Origin of the sequence: Ignisphaera sp., assembly GCA_038735125.1 — an archaeon.
Lineage (GTDB): Archaea > Thermoproteota > Thermoprotei_A > Sulfolobales > Ignisphaeraceae > Ignisphaera.
In genome coordinates, this window is sequence record JAVYNU010000006.1 from 20,455 (window position 1) to 37,470 (window position 17,016).

Below are 17,016 nucleotides of genomic sequence, written 5' to 3' on the forward strand. Positions count from 1 at the left end.
TCCTTAAAAATCTGTGTATTATTGGGGAGATATTTTTATTTAAGCCTACCTTCACTTACTACTCTCTATTTTTATCCCCTTCTCTTCCGCTATTTTTCTTGGCATTATTGTGATTATGCCTGTTTCTTCTTCCTTAATAACAACAAATTCTTTGCCATACTTATCAACAATATTCCTCGGCACATACAAGTTTAATGATAGTGTATAGTAATCATAACTATATGTCTTATCTCTTATACGCTTCTTACCCACAATTCTTCGCACCTCCACAAGCCTAGCCTTTGTTCTTCCTCCCATCTCCGAACTCATTATTTCTCACCATAGGGTTTTTCAGCTATTATTTAGCAAAATAAGCTTTACTGAGATAAAAAAGCGTTATTACTCAACATATATACCGGGTCTCAGAGGTTGCGCTATCTTCTTCTTTGCTCCATAATCTGGTGCCGTTGGGTCTTCTGCATCATATATCATAACCCTTGCGTTGAGCCTCTTCTCGATATATATCTTCGCTATCTTTAAGGCATCTAACTCATCAATATCACTCTCCATATAGAGTTTCCTCAGATCCTCTGGAACTGCTACTGCAACATCATAGAGTGCCTTAATTACCTTTCCAAATTCTTTTTTACTCAAATTCATTTCTTTAGATACGTTATCTATTATATCATTCACTTTTAAACCGATTGATAATGTTTTAAGCACATTCTTCATAATCTTCTGCATATTCTTTGAAGCAACATATACAACAACTAGGTTAATACTAGGCTTTTTCAAAGCTTTTGCTATGTTGTTTATGTGATCTATTATCGTATCAGCATATCTAAACGACATTAACATGTTTTTGTCGTATCCCTTAGGTAGCTCAAGTACCTCCGCCGTTATCCTACCTTCTGCAAATGTTTTGCTCCATATCTCTTCTGCTATATATGGTGTGTAAACGCTTATTAGACCAAGCCATATTTTAATCGCATTTATAATCCTCCTTGAGGGTGTTTCAACAAGCTTTAGATATGAATCTATCAGCTCTTTTATTTCATAGAATATCTTGATTCCTGCCTCCCTTAATTTGTACTCCTCCATTAACTCCACTATTTCGTTGACAATGTAATCGAATTTTGTGAAAAACAGTTGATCAAGAGTTGTTTCCTCTGCTCTTAGTCTAGACGCATTATTATAGATTTGGATTATCATATCGTGTATATCTAGCAATAGCTGAGGATATTCAGATTTACCTAATTTGCTAAGCATATCCATGTCTATGTTTTCATCCTGATAAACCTCAGCATTCAATGCTAACAATAGCCTAACTATATCTGTCCCATATTCATCAATAAGATTCTTAAGAGGTATTATATTTCTTGCAGACTTGCTCATCTTCTGTTGTTTTATGAGAACCCATCCATTGGCTATTATACCCTTAGGCCATAGGCTACTTGGAAACAAAGCCACATGATTAAATATGAAGAATGTGAGGTGATTTGGAATCAAATCTTTACCACTAACCCTCATATCTAAGGGGTACCAATATAGGAATTCCTTTCTCAGATCCTCAATATCCTTGCCTTTTGCATTTATTAACCTGGCTACACTTTCTGAATCACCCTTACCCAAGAATATATAATCCCAGAATTCCTTAGGCAATGCCTTAATCCCATGCAAAATCTCCCTAATTCTGTGAACCGCTGTGTAAAAAGCCATGTATATAGTTGAGTCGCTAAGACTTTCAATAATCCACTTTTCATCCCAAGGTAAAGGTGTTCCAAGTCCTCTAGTCCTCGCGCATGCCCTTCTTTTAAGCCAATCTATTGTTGCTTCGAATTGTGCCCGCGCCTCTGGAGGCACTATCTTCATTTTCTCTAAAGCTTCTCTTGCAACGGTCTTCCAAGATTCATTTCCATAATTTATAAACCACTGATCCTTTAGCAACTTCACAACAATTTCTGTACCGCATCTGCAATAAACAGGTCTATTCAATATTTCATATACAATTACACCCAAGTTATTATTCACCATAAGGTTCTTCATAGCTTCTCGAGCATTCTTAACAGGGCTGCCACATACCTCCTTCTCTATATATTCTCTGAATTGATCTAAAACCTTGAGATCTTTAATCATAAATCCTCTTTGATATTCTAGTGAATACACATATCTGGTTGCTTCATCGAGCTTCTCCCTCTCTGTTTGCGATAAGATTTTGAATTGCTTTAATGCTTGATAAGCTGTAGCAATTCTTTCCCCATCAACTTCGATAATTACCTTTGGCGCTATACCACTAACAAATTCTTTTAGTTTCTCATTGCTCTTAATATCCTCCAAGGCAATAGCATCATAAGGTGCATGAGCAGGGACACTCATAACAATACCTGTAGCAAATGATGTATCAACAAATGGCGCAGACAATACAGGTACTCTTTCTCCTGTAATTGGATTTGTGACAAATATACCAATAAGAGAATTTCCTAAAAACCTATCCACAACCTCGAAGTCTAACTGATATTTAAGTCTCGAGGCAGCATCTTCTCCAACTATCCATAAATCTCCATTATTTAACCTTATTTTTAGATAGTACCTATCTGGATTCACCCATATGTTGGTCACGCCAAATATAGTCTCGGGTCTCAATGTAGCTGTTGGATATGCCACACCATTCTCGTCCCTAAATAGTATTGCCACAAATTCTCCTATCTCTGGCTCAACATCACCCTTGGTGTCATGCATTCCCACAGGCATTTCATGTCTTGGACACCATCCTACGGGGTGCGTACCTCTCTCTATGTACCCTTTCTCATAGAGTGTAAGAAATTGCCATTGTATAAATGATTTATAGTCTTCATCTATGGTTGTGAATTCTCTCCTCCAATCAATTGAGAGCCCGTAGAGCTTCATGACTTCCTTTGACACGCTATGAAAATATCTTGCCAAGTATAATGGATCCACCATTTTTTTGATATCTTCATCAGTTACACCATAAACATTCTTAAGCAGATAAATCAGATCCTTATCTCCATTTTCGATAGCCTCAGCCATTGTTATTATTGGTGTTCCTGTATAGTGAAATCCCATTGGAAATAATACATTGTATCCCTGCAATCTTTTGAACCTAGCTATGATATCAGCTATAAGATAAGTTCTTCCATGGCCTATGTGAATAGGTCCATTAGGGTACATGTAGGCAGCAGTTATGAAAAATTTTGGCTTGGAACTGTCTGGATCTGCTTGATACAGCTTTTCCTCGTTTAATATTTTACTCCACTTATATGCTAGTTGAACAAAATATTCGTTAACGTTGTTAGCCATGCATGAACTACCTTTATGTATCACTTTAGTTCTTTAATAATTTATTAAAATAATTTTAAATTTTAAATTAAGAAATTAGATTGGTTGAAAATATTGAGTAGGTGTACCACTGGAAGAAATATTGTAAAGGTTGTTATGTACTCAACTATATTTGTAGCCTTGATAGATGCGATTATCCTACTTATTCTAAGTTTCATAAACATATTACGAAAAATTCTTGGTGATGGGTTTTCACTATCACTGTTGATTTTCATTGGTCTCCTCATCATCTATGGACTCTATATATTTTCACGTAGAATTCTAAACTTGTGACCCATTAATGTTTAAAACATATATTGCTGTGAGTAGAATCATATATAGGATAAGTGATGATCTTGGTCGTAGCCGATGGACCTTTAATGAGGAATTTGGTAGCCTCTGAAATGGGATGACGAAACTTGCCCCCTACAGATTTGATGAAGATATTATCGCGAACGGACCATATAGCACATAGTTTCCTTATGTTTATGCAGAGCATCGGTTTTTCTGATGGACAAGGAGACGAGCTTGTGAATATTTTTCCCTATACATCTAATGTTATATGGGGAGAAGAGCACCTTCTTTGCCTAGGAATGTCTGTATGCTATCCCATTGACAGTGATAAGGTTCTCAAACATCATTCAAAAAGTTTTGAATATGACGGTTTTTCTTTTGAGTTCTCAATTGAAAGCTCCATCTATTGCTTGGATAATCTTTGTAAAATATGTGGAAGCAATAATTACATCACCATTTATTCTTCTAAAAAGTTCGAGTCTCTGCAAATAGTTAGAGCTAAGCCTTTTGCATTATTAAAGGCTGAATTAGCGATGACCAGCGGATTATCATCAGTCATAGCCATTAACATACTGGAAGAAAAAAAGTCGGGTTTATCTATAGTTTTTAAGGATCCAGCTAGAATTGCATATTCAAGTCGTCATCACATCTCTATCGAATACCATGGGGATTGCATGTATGTATCAAGAGAGCCTGTGGTACCAGCCGTTAGGAGATTACTTGTAGAGACAGCTATACACAGATCTAACATAGCCATTGGCAAATTACATTATACACCTCTTATAGAGGTTGTCGACCCATATTCAATTCTAATTCCACATAACTTCTATAATCGTTGCATAGAAATGACTTCGTACAACATTACCAGCAATGCTATCAACAGCATCATTAAGGTTTATGGCAGTAGGGTCATGAAAATTCAAATAGATGATGTCGAATATGATTATAGGCATAACGTTATAAGAATGGCTATGGCACCATTATCTGAATCCCAAATAAGACTTTGTCTACAACCAAAAATAGTTTGATCTTTTACAACTCTAGTTGTGCTAGTCTCTTTACTGCTTTAAGCAACTGTGTCTCATATGGTAATCCAACAAACACAACTCTACCATTTATTGCAATTGTGGGAACAGTTGTAACAGCATATTTATCTGCTATATCTGGATTCTCATATGCCTCAACAACTACAGATTTTACATTGTTGAACCCATACAATTTACTGGCATATGCAAACATATTTGCCAGCAAGACAGCATATGGACAGTAGGGACATGGTGGTGTCACAATAGTTTCGATAATGGCTTTGCCCTTCAACTTGGATAATTCATTGATAGTTGTCGTAGAAAGTCCATGATCGCTTGTGCTTATTCTAATGATTGTTTCAACTAACGCTTTAATTTCTTCTCCTGCTGGCATTCCATAGTACGTTATAGCACCATCGAGAAGCAGTATGGTTGGTACCCTACTAACATCGTATTTCTTGAACATTTCAGTGCTTGTTTCTAAATCGTATTTTTCAATTATGATGGCTTTCTCGGAACCTATTGGCGGACTTGCTTCAATTAAAACATTCAGCAACTTTTCTGTCTCTAAGCATGAGAAACATTGCCTATTATTCCCAGTTGTGAAAAGCTTTAGTTTGACCTGTGTCTTCATATCCCTTAACGTTTCTTTAAGTGCTTCAATATCACTATCTGTGACATCAAACTTGAACATCTCTTCAATGTATGGTGGTAAAGCATATTCTGATGTCATTTCTTGTTCACCGTTACTCGAGATACTCTAACATCTTCCTGATTCTACTTAAAAGCATTTCTCATGTGAAAATCGTCACGAATAATAATCTCTGTTAATGTACCTTTGAACCAGTAGCTTCATTCTTTCAACGTCACTACGCACCTTCTCATCTTTCAATTCATCTATCCTCTTTTCATTCGACTGCAATACAAACTCAAATATCTTTGATGGATACACCGAGTTAAGTATCTTAGTATTTGGAATAAGACAGTGCCCCCCTATATAATCTGGATAGTATATTGGTCTATCATGCAAAACTTCATGTACTTCACCAACAAATTGCGCAATAGCTTCTATGTCTGCACCAAACCTTAAGGCGATCCTATGTATTTCATGCCAAGAAGCTATCATTATAGCTCTGTAAACCGTTTCCCACAGTTTTGCTAGTTCCAGTGTCTCCGGATTACCTCTATACTCCTTCACCTTGAATCCGGCGAGAAAATGATGTAAGATAAAAATTGATAACTTTCCTAAAGGAAGACTTGCAACCCATTTGGGCCAAAAGTATAGATGTCTAACAATATTTGGATGCTTCCCTCTTACAGGCGAGAATGCTGTTGGAATAGAGGTTTCATTGTAAATCTCTCTCGTTGTCCCTGGAGCTACTGTAGAATGTATCACTATATATCCTGGCCTAAATTTAGCTACATACTGTTTCACGATATCAACAAATCTTGGCGAATAAGGTATTGCTATATGCATGAAATCAATATTTTGGGGAATTTCCTCAAGCCTATTAATTGTCTTGCTAGGATCTATATCATATCCATAAACCTCAAATTTGCCACTATATTCAAATACTCTATAAACTGCACTGCCGACCTCACCTAATCCAATCACAACTATCTTATCCACTTATCATCACCACTCTGCAGTTGTACAAATTATTTACAGCCTAGGCTTAAAAATAGATAGATAGTTCAAATATTAACACATGTGTTATTAGCGCAAGACTATTCCCTTCCCTCTCAAGAATTGATAAGAGATTTTATGGGCATGCGTTGCATTATTCACATAAGCTTTCCAGTTCATCACTAAGAACATACACTTCAGCGCCGGAATCAACTCATCATTATTTTTAGTCAGGCTAGGACACCAACATCATGTCCAATTAAGTGAAATTAAAAAACATTATATAAACGAGAATCAGAGTAGCTCAGCTACATCACACATCAGTGCCTTTACCATCATCACGACTTATCGCATTATTTATGATTATGATCTTATTGCTTCGAAGCTGCTTCTATCTGCGTAGTTTACTGTGTAGTACTTTGGTTTTAAGTTTCTTACAATGTATTCAAATGCTTTCCAGGGATCGCTTTTCTCGCCGCAAGTATAAACATCGACTGTCGCATATCTATATTCTATCCAAGTATGAATAGCTATATGGCTTTCGAGAACAAGTGCTATCACTGATACACCCCCTTTTTTCCCTCCAAAGCTCCAACTCTTAACCTCATGCAAAGTCATGTTAGCTATCTTAGCCGCCTCTATCGCTATTTGCCTTAGCTTATCCTCATCTTTAGCTATATCTACATCGACTTCATATAGATTTCCATACACATGCTTTCCTACTATTCTATCCATTTCAGTTTGATTTTTATTGCCTTGATCCATTTTTGTTTGACGCCTAGAGACAGGCTAGCTATGAGTAGCAGGCTTATAAGCTCTATGCTAAATAAATAGCTAAACCTTTTTGAAGTTTTATTCATTTAGTTAGCGGCATAGCTTTCATTTCTGCCTTTATCATGATTGCGTTGTTTTCTTATTAGGGCATAAAATCGCGTATTGACAGTATGAACACTCCCAACTGTATCTAGGAGCTGGTTTTAACGACAGAATACTTCGAATGAGATCTGCTACTTCACCATCTGAAACAGGGTCTTCTATGAAATACTGTGATATCCTGTTTTGTGTAATATAGAGCAATACAGCTTTTCTTAATCCTGTTAACCAAAGATATAGCCTAACCTGTAGAGTATGATGCTGATGTGGAATGCTTAAATCAGATCTGCTAGACTTAATCTCTACTAGCCAATCACCTACAACAGCATCTACACGCCCTTTTACAATATATGTGGCACCATCAATCACCATCTCCTTCTCATATTCTACTTCTAATTTTACATTATCCTTACCTAAGAGATCTGCAAGTACCTTGCCAATGCCTAAATGAATTAGCTCTCCAGATATTGTAATAGGGTCAAACGCATTTGCTATTGCTATCTCTTTATACATCCTCTGGTAGTGGTATTTTAGTGGACAGTAAATTAGATCAGTAATGTAAATTTCATTCTCAAGCTTCTTTTCCAACTTTTTTCTAGCCTCCTCTATACGCCAACCATAAACCAGATTAACAATATCAAAATTTGACATGGTTTCCCCACTTACTTTACCTAGTTAATTAATAGAGTTGCTCAGTAACACGGGTTGTCATCAAGTTTTCAGAAACAGCCGTGATCATCATCTAAGAACTTCTTACTTTTTGACCCGTTTATATATTCTAATCAAAATCCTTGCAGCTAGCGTGAGTTTGTATCCACCACCTTTGGTTCTTCTTATGAAGCCCTCTCTTCGCAACTTCCTCAGAATAGTCTTAACCTTTTCTCTATCGATGCCCCACATTTCTGCCAGTTCATTAACTGTATATATATGTTCTTCATTTTTCCCCAGAGGATGAACATAGTCCATAAACTTTAGAAATTTCTGCATTAGGTCTGTATCTTGAGACATAACATTCCAACCTTTTTATCCTAAGCTTAATCTATTTAAGGAACTTGCTCTCCCATTTCTTTGCTAACTCAACGCTTTGTGAAACATCTATAAATAATTTGCATGCCTCTTCAACATCCTCTTCTTTTATTTCGTCTCTGCCCTTCCTCTCGGCAATGATTCTAGCTGGCTGCATTAATTGGATTGCATACCTCAAGCTTCTTTCACTTGCTATCTTAACTAAATACTCTATTGCATCCTTAGAGAGTTTTATCTCCTCCTCCTCGGCTCTGATCATTATTATTTCCCTTATCTCATCTGGGTTATATGGTCTTACACTTATGATTAGAAGTCTATCCAAAAGATCGAGAGGCATGCCGTGAGGGCCTTCATAATCAGTGCCACGAATTCTTGTTATACCTCTGTTTGTGGCGAGTATAAGTATTGGTGAGAACTCGCTTTCCATCACTCTTGTTAGAAAGCTGAATGCCTCTATATCAAGCATATGCACATCGTCTATGAATAACACACCTGGAACAAGGGTTACCTTGCCCTCGCTCAACGCTTTTCTAACAGATTCATCAACAGCTTTTCTGATCTCGGGATCTATTTCCCTCTCCTCGGATCCAACACCAATCAATGATATTACAGCCCTCTTCTGCGCCGCGTATGCTTCATCCAAGTCGTGTAGCGTAACAGTTCTCACAATCTCTTTCTCCTTGAATATCCTCCCCTTTGGAATCTCCTCTAAAACCCTAGATGTCTCTATATCATAGTATTTTGCCTTTTCTACCCCCTTCACTCTGCCAAGCTTAAAAACCTCACCAGAATCAGCATCTATACTTATCAAATCACCTCTCCTTACAGAAAGTTGCGCAAGCTGCATAGCTATAGACTGGTCTACCTCTAGTGTTTTCTCTTCATCCTTTGTAGCAAGGGTTACTCTAGCACCACGTGGTACCTTAACATATGGGTTAAATGGGTGAGATGCTAAAGCAAACTTGATCTCCTTTACAACACCTTCATAAACCCTTCTTAACTCCCTTATTCTGATCCCAATTGCTCTTCTAACAGCTCTCATCAAAATTTCCGTCTTTTTAACCTCAGTCGAATAAAGCTCAGCACCATTTATCATTACGAAGGGTGTATCTTCGCCAAGTTCTCTTGCTATTGCAATTGCAAGCGCTGTTTTGCCCGAGCCTGGTGGACCAACAAACAATATTCCTCTTCCAGCAAGCTTACCCTCTTTAATCATCTTAACAACTATTCCAGCCGCCTTCCTTGCCTCTAGCTGTCCCACAAGACCATCTGCAATGTATTTTGGCTCACCTTTCTCATCTAAACCCAGCCCCCTTATGTGGCTATGTGCACTTATCCTCTTCAACATCTCTCTTTTCGATTCTTCCTTTACCTCTCTTATCATACTCAAAAAACTTCACCAATCATCTACATCAATTTATCTCTATACAATTCCAAGCTTATAACCTTTTATCTTAGGTGAGCTGTTACTATGACCTGATGAAAATTATTAAAAGTGTCTATAAAATAGAAATTATATCCATACCCAGCCAACAAAAATGGTCAGCGGGTATACATGGTGAAAAAACAGTTTGATTATATTACATTAGTTATTTTGTTAGCAATCATTGCTGTTCATATATATCTAGCCGCAGTGCAAGCTCTAAGCTTTGAGAAAGAGGAGCTACAGAGATTCTATTTGGGTGCAAAAGGCTATGTATCTGATGAGGTGTGGTATGTTGATGCTGCTAGAAATATTTTGAGAGCAGTATTTGGACTAGAGCCTAAGCAGGTAGGCGGATTTAATGCAACATTAGTGTACCCCACTAAAAATGATGCTTTAAAGGCCGCATCAATTGCATCACAGTATGAAGTAACAGTTATCACAACATCTTTTAATAAGATAAACGCTATTTACGTTCACGCAAAAGATGCAAATAATATAAAGAGGTTTGCAGCTACCACCAATGCGAGTGATGTTGTCTATGGATGGATCCTAGGCGATGCCGAAGGTATAAACACTTATTTTAATCTTGAGCATCCCCCAATGGCAAAGTACATAATAGCTATTGTCATGGCTTTGCTTGGAGATAGACCACTTTATTGGCGCATTCCATCAATTATAATGGGTTCTCTAACGGTTATAATCTCTTTTCTAATTGCAAAAAAGCTCACAAAATCCAATGAGCTTGGACTCATAATAGCTTCTGCAATAGCTGTTGATCCTATGATGAGGAATCTTGCCTCTATTGCTTTACTGGATATATATGTGGCTATGTCTACAGCCCTAGCAATTCTACTAGCCGTTAATGAAAGATATAGAGAGTCCATTATAGCACTAGGCTTTGCATCTACATTCAAATTTACAGCACTTCTAGCCTTTCTACCAATACTTTTGTTATATATAAACAACCTTATTAGAAAAGGTGAAAAAAGATTCCTAAAAATAGTCTCTAGATCCGTGGATCTCTTCATACTGATGCTACTATCCTTTATCTTTTTCCAATTAGCGGTGTCAATACCAATAATACTCAAGTTTGGATTGGATACATGGCTCAACCAAAGTATGTTAGGAGCCATCTCATGGCATCTTAGAGTCAAATGTGTTGGAAATGAATGTCCTATATCATCTGCTCCCTGGGAATGGTTCTTCGGTCTAAACTCTTTCCCCCTTTACATATACCCAATGGGAGTGACGATATATGCACAAGGCTTTGTGCCGGCTTATGCTCTAAGCTTTATTCTATTGATGCTCACAACAGCTTATAGAGTCTTTGATTCCGTGAGTAAAAAACCTTGGTTTATACTAACTGGGTTTGTTTTAGCCTATGTAATGCTTTGGCTTGTCGGTTCTAGATCGCAGTACAGTTTCTATGCGGTCCAAATAACGCCATATATCTACATTTACCTTGTCATACAGCTGTACGAATATATTTGGAGAGAGACTGTCATCAAAACCTTTGAAGCATGGAAACATGTCTTCGAAAATGCATGGCACATAATCTTGGTTTTGTTAGGCTGAAAACATGGTTATAGAAAAAGATCTTGGAAAAACACTTAGCAACTTAGTTGCTACCCTTTCACATCTAGGTCTTAATGTAGATGATCTAAGGAGTTCCATCCATGAACTGGAAAAAAGTCAACAATTTCTCATTTCTATAAAATCGCTAAAAATATTGGAAAAAATCCTTACACAGTTAACTAATCTTAAAGAACTCTTAGAAAAAAGTGAGCTTAAAGACTTTTTAACTCAGGTTACTCCCATTATCAAAGGTATTTCAAGTGATGTAAAAGAGCTAGGCATTGAATTCAGTGTTTGTACAGTTAGATTGAGCCTGCTTCTTACGATTGTAACATTTATTTCAATGGTTTCTAGCATCACTTCATTAGCCATCTTATATCAATTTCAAATATTAAATATCACTAGCTTCTTATCCCTCACATTCATAACATTGTTCATAATAATGGCTACACTTTTATCGCTATACCTTAAATTGCTATTGGTGCTTACTCTAGAGCCTTTAGCTATTCTCCCATCATTGACAGCCTCTTTAGCTGGTTTAATTTTGCATCCATCTGCGAGCCTTGTAATCATTATTCTAACCATAATTAATATAACTCTACTAGTTGCACTACTTAGATTCTTGGTTCTGCAAGCAAATACATATAAGATTGCTATCAGTATTGCAACATCTATTTACCATATGATAGAAGTATTAAAAACAATTATTGAAAACAAGTTGAGGGCTGTTTCAGACAATCAACGTGCCATACCAAGTGAGAGTCTCTTCATTAAGGTTTATGGTAATGAAGCTAGTGAGCTTATTAAGTACACTACAGATGTTAACAAAGTAAGGTAAATTGCTTGGTGTTTTCAAAATGCCTGAAAAACAGGTACAACAACAAAAAACTAAGGAACTTAAAACATTTTCAACACAAGTTGTCACAATAGATACGATAAAAAATGATAAGAGAAAAATGACATTGCTACACATAATTAAAGTGCTAAACGCAGTCAGCGAAAAGGGCTTGTCCTATTTAGTAACTATACTCCACGACGAAAAGAAGATAGATCTAGGTTACACAATTGTCAAGTTGGGCAACAGAGTTATAGTAAAAGATCTGCTTGAGGACCTAAAAGCCTTGTTATATGTAGGTCTGATCGAAGCAGATCCAAAAACCAAAAAGCTTCAGCTGACCAGTAGAGGAAAAGAGTTTTTGGAAACATTACAAATCATGGATGCAAAATTATCTGAGGTTCTAAGCTCAGTAGAAGAATTGAAGAGCAAGGTAGTTGCAATAGATGAAGAGGTTGTGACAGCAACACAACTAGTGAAACAAGTTAGGAAATAACTAAAATAACTATTAAAGTAGTAAAAGAATAAAGAATGCTGAAAACAAATGAAAACAAATCAAAAATTTATTTAGATATATTTTGAAGTGAATTGCTTAGTGTCCTCTGATTAAATTGATAATGATATGCCTTCGCGTTCTCCTCTTCTTCTTCTACCGCCACTTTCACTAAACAACTCTAGCAAAAGAGGATTCAGCTTACCCTCTTTCTCTAATTTAGATATGTAATCTCTAAACTCAGATGTATGCTTAATGTCTAAATCTATTAATTGTTGCAGTATATTGTAAACAGTGGCCCACACAAACTCAAGCTCTTCTTTAGGCATGTTACTGATTATAAAGGGGTCTTGAAGCCAGTTATCAAATGCTTTTAGCGTCCTAATCATGTGCTGAAAAGCCATTCTGGTATAAAGTATCAGTTCGAGTCTGTCACCTTTCTTGGCATTCTCATTAACATTGCCGAACCATTCCTTAACCTTTTTCTGCATTTCAATCCATTGCGTTAAGCTGTCATACATTGAAGACATTTTATGTTGCACCCAAATAATACCATGCCATTTTCCTGTATTTACATTAACCTAAGTTGTGTTATTTGCTTAATAAATTATATGGTTTTCCATGCAATCTAATTTCCTCTGGTATTTTATCTTTATATATGTTAAGAAATGCGACATCCTCTTCTTTCTTCCTATAATTATCTGGCAATAGCCTAGGAATTTCATCTAGTATAGGATACCATCTACCACAATTTTCACAGTAAAGAACACCTGTCTTCACCTCAATCTTTATGCATTCATCGCATGGTGCTTCCTCATTCTTCTCACTAAGATCCTTGATATAAGCATTTTTGAATGAACAGTACAAATCGCAGAGTGGTTTTTGGGCATTCTGTGGAATCCTTCTATGCTCGTATCGCACAGCTTCTATTACAAATAATTTCAAGGGAAAACCCTTGTCTTTACAGTAAGGACATGCTAGATAATTTAGGAGTCTATGCTTCATCTTCCTAACCTTTTCTTGATTTCCTCTACTTTGTCTAGCAACTCAGATAATATCCTCTTCGATACTGCTTCATCCCACGACTCCACAGTTATCCTCAGCAATGGTTCAGTACCACTTGGTCTCACAAGAAATGCTGCACTATCCATAACAACCTTTATCCCATCTATATCAATTGTTTCATATGAACTATAATATGTTTTTAGAGCTTCCACAATAGCAAATCCCTCTTCCCTATTAGTAATTGGAATCTTTGCTCTTAGTATAACTGGCTTTTGAATTGAATCCACAATATATGAAAGCTTAGAGCTTTTCTCTATAAGCATATCAGCCATTAAAGCCGCTGAAGCTGTTCCATCCCTAACTAGTTGATGAGGGACATAAGCAAATCCACCATTGTCCTCAAACCCAGAAATGGCTCCACCCAGCTCAGCAATTTTTCTTGCTATGTTTAAGAAACCAACCCTTGTCCATACAACCTCTATACCATTTTTAATCAGATACTTGTCTGATAGAATATGACTTGTAGATATGGCTGTAACAACTCTTCTTGGCAGGTTGGGGTTCTTCTCGGACACATAGTTAGTCAATATTATTGCAGAAATTGTACCATCCACAAATCTACCTTGATCGTCAACAAAAATGGCTCTGTCACCATCTCCATCGTGGGCTACGCCAAAATCAGCATTAACAGCTTTAACAATCTGCATTAGATCCACTAAAGTTTCGGCTGTTGGCTCATATGGTCTATAGGGCAAGCCTAGGTCAGCATTTATTGTTAGAACCTTTAAACCAAGTTCTTTTAAAACTCTAGGTGTTGTCAAAGCTGAAACACTATTAGCACAGTCCACAACAACCCTCATCTCTTTTCCTCTAAATTTCTCAGCATCGAAGTGTTTCTTAACACCATTCACATAATAATCTATTGCTGAATCGAATCTCTCAACAGGTTTTAAATCATACCAAGACAGGTGCCTAAATTTTGCTTCAAATAACAACGATTCTATTTCAGCGTCAACCTCAGGCGGGGCTTCTATACCATCGCTTAAAACAACTTTTATTCCTACCCACTCAGGGGGATTATGACTTGCTGTAACAACAACGCCGTAATCAAAACCACATTCTTTAACACAGTACTGTAGAGCTGGCGTAGGTATGAAGCCTGCATCATAAACCTTTGTACCAGCTGAGACCAGCCCCGCTATGACTAGATTGTAAATTAGATTGTTGCCAATCCTTGCATCCTTGCCTATCAATGCTCTAGACCCTGTAGGAAAGTGACTTGCTATAGCCATAGCTAGTCTCAAGGGAAATGATACATCTTCTCTATCCACGATCCATCTAACACCATCAGTCCCAAACAATTTTCTTTCGATTGTTTTCTGCATTAGCTTCACCCCAGCCAATGATAGATCTTGCATATTCTGAAGAGCAATCACTTTATAAATTTGTTTAAAAGTTTATTTATGCAATAATGCGGTAGAAAAAATTGATGAGGATATGGATAGACGTTTTAACGCCAAAACAGGCAAAACTTTTTGGCCATATTTATCTAAATCTAAGAGAAAATGGTTACAAGGTTATTTTAACTGCAAGGAATTATGAATACACATTCTCTGTTTTAAGAAGCATTGGCATAGAATATAAAGCTGTTGGACAATATGTTGAGGGTTTAAAAGAAAAGGTTATTGAAGAAGCAAAAAGAATGTTGTCTCTTCTTGAGATTTTAGAAGATTTTGATGTTCTGATAGCCTTTCCCAATCCAGTTGCATCCAGAATAGCCTTTGGCTTGGGAAAACCGTACATTGCATTCACTGATAGTCCACACAGCAAAGCTCCCTCAAGACTTTCCCTGCCTCTTTCAACCGCTGTCATATTTTCTTCGTGTATTCCTAAAGAAGAGATTGAAAAATATGTATACAGGGAAGAAACTATCATTAGGCAATTCCACGGCGTAGATGAGGTAGAGTGGCTAAAAGAATTCAATCCAGACTCTCACTACATAAGTAAATGGGGTTTAGAGCCATACGAATATGTTGTGATTAGACCACCAGAGACAAAGGCCTCATATTACACAATGCAGGGGCATAATATTATTGCACTGCTTGAAAAGATTATTACAGAATCCATAGCAAAAGGTTACAAGGTTTTTTACATACCAAGATATAAAGATGATCCTTTGATGTATAAACATAAAAAAGACTCGAATGTCATTATCCCAAGCAATGCCGAAGATGTAGACGCTTCAAAGATTAGTTACTATGCAAAAATTGTTATTACTGGTGGAGGAACCATGGCAAGGGAGGCAGCACTACTTGGAACACCAGGTATGTGCTTATTCCCCATGAAACTTTATGTAAATGAATGTGTATCCGAATGGGGCTTTCCACTATTCCATGTATCGGATATGCAAAAAACATATGAAACATTTAGACATTTAATAGATATGCCAGCTAAACAATTAGAGCACTATAAAATGTTCGCAAAAGAGAGAATCACTCTTCTTGAAACACCATCGCAAACGCTCAAAAACGTCTTAAGAGAGATAGAAAAGTAAGATTCAAACATCATGTAGGTTTTTATGATGTTACTTCATTTTCTCATGTTCTGTCTTCTTGTGCTTTCTTAGGGTTGCATCAAACCTTTATACCTTTCAAGATGGTTCAAAATGCTCATCATCCATATGATTATCTCTCCACTAATATGAACTCAAAATTCCTTATTTTGACCTAATTTAAAAATGATATTTAATTTTAATATTTAAGCTCTAACTCGAGTTTAGGGCCTTAGGATGCTATAAAGATGGAAGAGACTTCAAGGTAGTAATAATGTATACAAAGATTTTGGCTGGTATTGATGAAGCTGGGAGAGGGCCACTTATAGGTGATATGTTCATAGCCTTAGTTGCTATGGAGAATAGATACCTCCCAGCACTACAGGTAGCTGGGGTAAATGATAGCAAAAAAATATCTAAAACAAAAAGAGAGCAGTTGCTTCCTATAATACTCTCTCTTTCATCTCTAGTTATTGTAAACAGGATCCAGCCTAATCAGATAGACGAATATAATATTAATGTTTTAGAGATGAATGCTATTCTAGATTTAATTAGAAGAGCCCAGAAGTTGATATACATAGACGAGGTTTATATAGACGCATTCACAGATCCGGGTAAAATCACAGAGAAAGTGAAGTCAGTAGATAATGACTTAAAAATTTTTGCAGAATTTAAGGCAGATTCCAAATATGTAGTGGTTGGAGCTGCAAGCATAGTAGCAAAGGTTCTGCGCGATAAGCATATAGAGAGCCTCAAGGCTATATATGGCAATTTTGGTAGTGGCTATCCAAGTGATAGGAAAACAATAGAATGGCTGAAAAACTATTATAGACTTCATAAAGAGATTCCCCCAATTGTTAGAAGGTCTTGGGCTACAGTAAAAAAGCTGTTACACGAAGAAAATAGAACGACCAAAACACTATTCGACTATACATGCTATAGAGAAACATCTAAATAGCTTATAATCAAAA

Annotated in this window: 18 protein-coding genes; 7 read left to right on the plus strand and 11 right to left on the minus strand. The window is 36.7% G+C overall.

Annotation, left to right across the window (positions count from 1 at the left end; translation table 11 throughout):
- Positions 1-51: 51 nt before the first annotated feature.
- Complete coding sequence (locus QW284_06935) at positions 52-309, minus strand: hypothetical protein (GenBank protein ID MEM0339406.1); 258 nt, start codon at positions 307-309, stop codon at positions 52-54.
- Positions 310-378: 69 nt separating this feature from the next.
- A complete protein-coding gene (gene leuS / locus QW284_06940; protein MEM0339407.1) occupies positions 379-3,297 on the minus strand; it encodes a leucine--tRNA ligase in 2,919 nt (972 codons plus the stop codon).
- Positions 3,298-3,390: 93 nt separating this feature from the next.
- Here leuS and QW284_06945 point away from each other — a divergent pair, with 93 nt between their 5' ends.
- Entirely contained in the window at positions 3,391-3,609 is a 219-nt protein-coding gene (locus tag QW284_06945; GenBank protein MEM0339408.1) for a hypothetical protein, read from the plus strand.
- Positions 3,610-3,797: 188 nt separating this feature from the next.
- Complete coding sequence (locus QW284_06950; protein MEM0339409.1) at positions 3,798-4,637, plus strand: hypothetical protein; 840 nt, start codon at positions 3,798-3,800, stop codon at positions 4,635-4,637.
- 4 nt (positions 4,638-4,641) lie between these two features.
- Here QW284_06950 and QW284_06955 read toward each other — a convergent pair whose 3' ends face one another.
- The 6 genes from QW284_06955 to QW284_06980 form a co-directional block, all read right to left on the minus strand.
- Positions 4,642-5,367, minus strand: a complete 726-nt coding sequence (locus tag QW284_06955) for a thioredoxin family protein (GenBank protein ID MEM0339410.1) — start codon at positions 5,365-5,367, stop codon at positions 4,642-4,644.
- Between the two features lie 75 nt (positions 5,368-5,442).
- Positions 5,443-6,264 carry a GDP-mannose dehydrogenase gene (locus QW284_06960; GenBank protein ID MEM0339411.1) on the minus strand — a complete coding sequence of 274 codons (822 nt, stop codon included), beginning with the start codon at positions 6,262-6,264 and terminating at the stop codon, positions 5,443-5,445.
- 360 nt (positions 6,265-6,624) lie between these two features.
- On the minus strand, positions 6,625-7,026 hold the full coding sequence (gene speD / locus QW284_06965; protein ID MEM0339412.1) for an adenosylmethionine decarboxylase: 402 nt from the start codon (positions 7,024-7,026) through the stop codon (positions 6,625-6,627).
- Positions 7,027-7,155: 129 nt separating this feature from the next.
- On the minus strand, positions 7,156-7,785 hold the full coding sequence (gene cas4, locus QW284_06970) for a CRISPR-associated protein Cas4 (protein MEM0339413.1): 630 nt from the start codon (positions 7,783-7,785) through the stop codon (positions 7,156-7,158).
- A 102-nt stretch (positions 7,786-7,887) separates the two neighbouring features.
- Positions 7,888-8,142, minus strand: coding sequence for a helix-turn-helix domain-containing protein (locus QW284_06975; GenBank protein ID MEM0339414.1), 255 nt, complete (start codon positions 8,140-8,142; stop codon positions 7,888-7,890).
- A gap of 31 nt (positions 8,143-8,173) precedes the next feature.
- Entirely contained in the window at positions 8,174-9,550 is a 1,377-nt protein-coding gene (locus QW284_06980; GenBank protein ID MEM0339415.1) for a RuvB-like domain-containing protein, read from the minus strand.
- Positions 9,551-9,718: 168 nt separating this feature from the next.
- Between QW284_06980 and QW284_06985 the strand changes: the two genes are divergently transcribed.
- The 3 genes from QW284_06985 to QW284_06995 are packed head-to-tail and all read left to right on the plus strand — an operon-like array spanning position 9,719 to position 12,492.
- The gene (locus QW284_06985) at positions 9,719-11,161 is read left to right on the plus strand and encodes a glycosyltransferase family 39 protein (GenBank protein ID MEM0339416.1); all 1,443 of its coding nucleotides are present in this window, start codon (positions 9,719-9,721) and stop codon (positions 11,159-11,161) included.
- A 4-nt stretch (positions 11,162-11,165) separates the two neighbouring features.
- Entirely contained in the window at positions 11,166-11,999 is an 834-nt protein-coding gene (locus QW284_06990; GenBank protein ID MEM0339417.1) for a hypothetical protein, read from the plus strand.
- 19 nt (positions 12,000-12,018) lie between these two features.
- A complete protein-coding gene (locus QW284_06995) occupies positions 12,019-12,492 on the plus strand; it encodes a hypothetical protein (GenBank protein ID MEM0339418.1) in 474 nt (157 codons plus the stop codon).
- Between the two features lie 110 nt (positions 12,493-12,602).
- Here QW284_06995 and QW284_07000 read toward each other — a convergent pair whose 3' ends face one another.
- From QW284_07000 to QW284_07010, 3 genes are all read right to left on the minus strand, one after another.
- Positions 12,603-13,019, minus strand: coding sequence for a DUF2153 family protein (locus QW284_07000; GenBank protein MEM0339419.1), 417 nt, complete (start codon positions 13,017-13,019; stop codon positions 12,603-12,605).
- Between the two features lie 61 nt (positions 13,020-13,080).
- A complete protein-coding gene (locus QW284_07005) occupies positions 13,081-13,494 on the minus strand; it encodes a Trm112 family protein (protein ID MEM0339420.1) in 414 nt (137 codons plus the stop codon).
- The gene (locus QW284_07010) at positions 13,491-14,879 is read right to left on the minus strand and encodes a phosphoglucosamine mutase (protein MEM0339421.1); all 1,389 of its coding nucleotides are present in this window, start codon (positions 14,877-14,879) and stop codon (positions 13,491-13,493) included. The genes QW284_07005 and QW284_07010 overlap by 4 nt, the downstream gene beginning before the upstream one ends.
- Before the next feature lie 104 nt (positions 14,880-14,983).
- Between QW284_07010 and QW284_07015 the strand changes: the two genes are divergently transcribed.
- Positions 14,984-16,048, plus strand: a complete 1,065-nt coding sequence (locus QW284_07015) for a DUF354 domain-containing protein (protein MEM0339422.1) — start codon at positions 14,984-14,986, stop codon at positions 16,046-16,048.
- 271 nt (positions 16,049-16,319) lie between these two features.
- On the plus strand, positions 16,320-17,003 hold the full coding sequence (gene rnhB / locus QW284_07020; protein ID MEM0339423.1) for a ribonuclease HII: 684 nt from the start codon (positions 16,320-16,322) through the stop codon (positions 17,001-17,003).
- Positions 17,004-17,016 lie beyond the last annotated feature (13 nt).

Excerpts from the sequence above, each read along its gene's own strand:
- rnhB (MEM0339423.1), top strand. The coding sequence starts at position 16,320 with ATGTATACAAAGATTTTGGCTGGTATTGATGAAGCTGGGAGAGGGCCA.
- QW284_07010 (MEM0339421.1), bottom strand. The coding sequence starts at position 14,879 with ATGCAGAAAACAATCGAAAGAAAATTGTTTGGGACTGATGGTGTTAGA.
- QW284_06950 (MEM0339409.1), top strand. The coding sequence starts at position 3,798 with ATGTTTATGCAGAGCATCGGTTTTTCTGATGGACAAGGAGACGAGCTT.
- speD (MEM0339412.1), bottom strand. The coding sequence starts at position 7,026 with ATGGATCAAGGCAATAAAAATCAAACTGAAATGGATAGAATAGTAGGA.
- QW284_06935 (MEM0339406.1), bottom strand. The coding sequence starts at position 309 with ATGAGTTCGGAGATGGGAGGAAGAACAAAGGCTAGGCTTGTGGAGGTG.
- QW284_07015 (MEM0339422.1), top strand. The coding sequence starts at position 14,984 with ATGAGGATATGGATAGACGTTTTAACGCCAAAACAGGCAAAACTTTTT.
- leuS (MEM0339407.1), bottom strand. The coding sequence starts at position 3,297 with ATGGCTAACAACGTTAACGAATATTTTGTTCAACTAGCATATAAGTGG.
- QW284_06995 (MEM0339418.1), top strand. The coding sequence starts at position 12,019 with ATGCCTGAAAAACAGGTACAACAACAAAAAACTAAGGAACTTAAAACA.
- QW284_07005 (MEM0339420.1), bottom strand. The coding sequence starts at position 13,494 with ATGAAGCATAGACTCCTAAATTATCTAGCATGTCCTTACTGTAAAGAC.
- QW284_06990 (MEM0339417.1), top strand. The coding sequence starts at position 11,166 with ATGGTTATAGAAAAAGATCTTGGAAAAACACTTAGCAACTTAGTTGCT.
- QW284_06975 (MEM0339414.1), bottom strand. The coding sequence starts at position 8,142 with ATGTCTCAAGATACAGACCTAATGCAGAAATTTCTAAAGTTTATGGAC.
- QW284_07000 (MEM0339419.1), bottom strand. The coding sequence starts at position 13,019 with ATGTCTTCAATGTATGACAGCTTAACGCAATGGATTGAAATGCAGAAA.
- QW284_06955 (MEM0339410.1), bottom strand. The coding sequence starts at position 5,367 with ATGACATCAGAATATGCTTTACCACCATACATTGAAGAGATGTTCAAG.
- cas4 (MEM0339413.1), bottom strand. The coding sequence starts at position 7,785 with ATGTCAAATTTTGATATTGTTAATCTGGTTTATGGTTGGCGTATAGAG.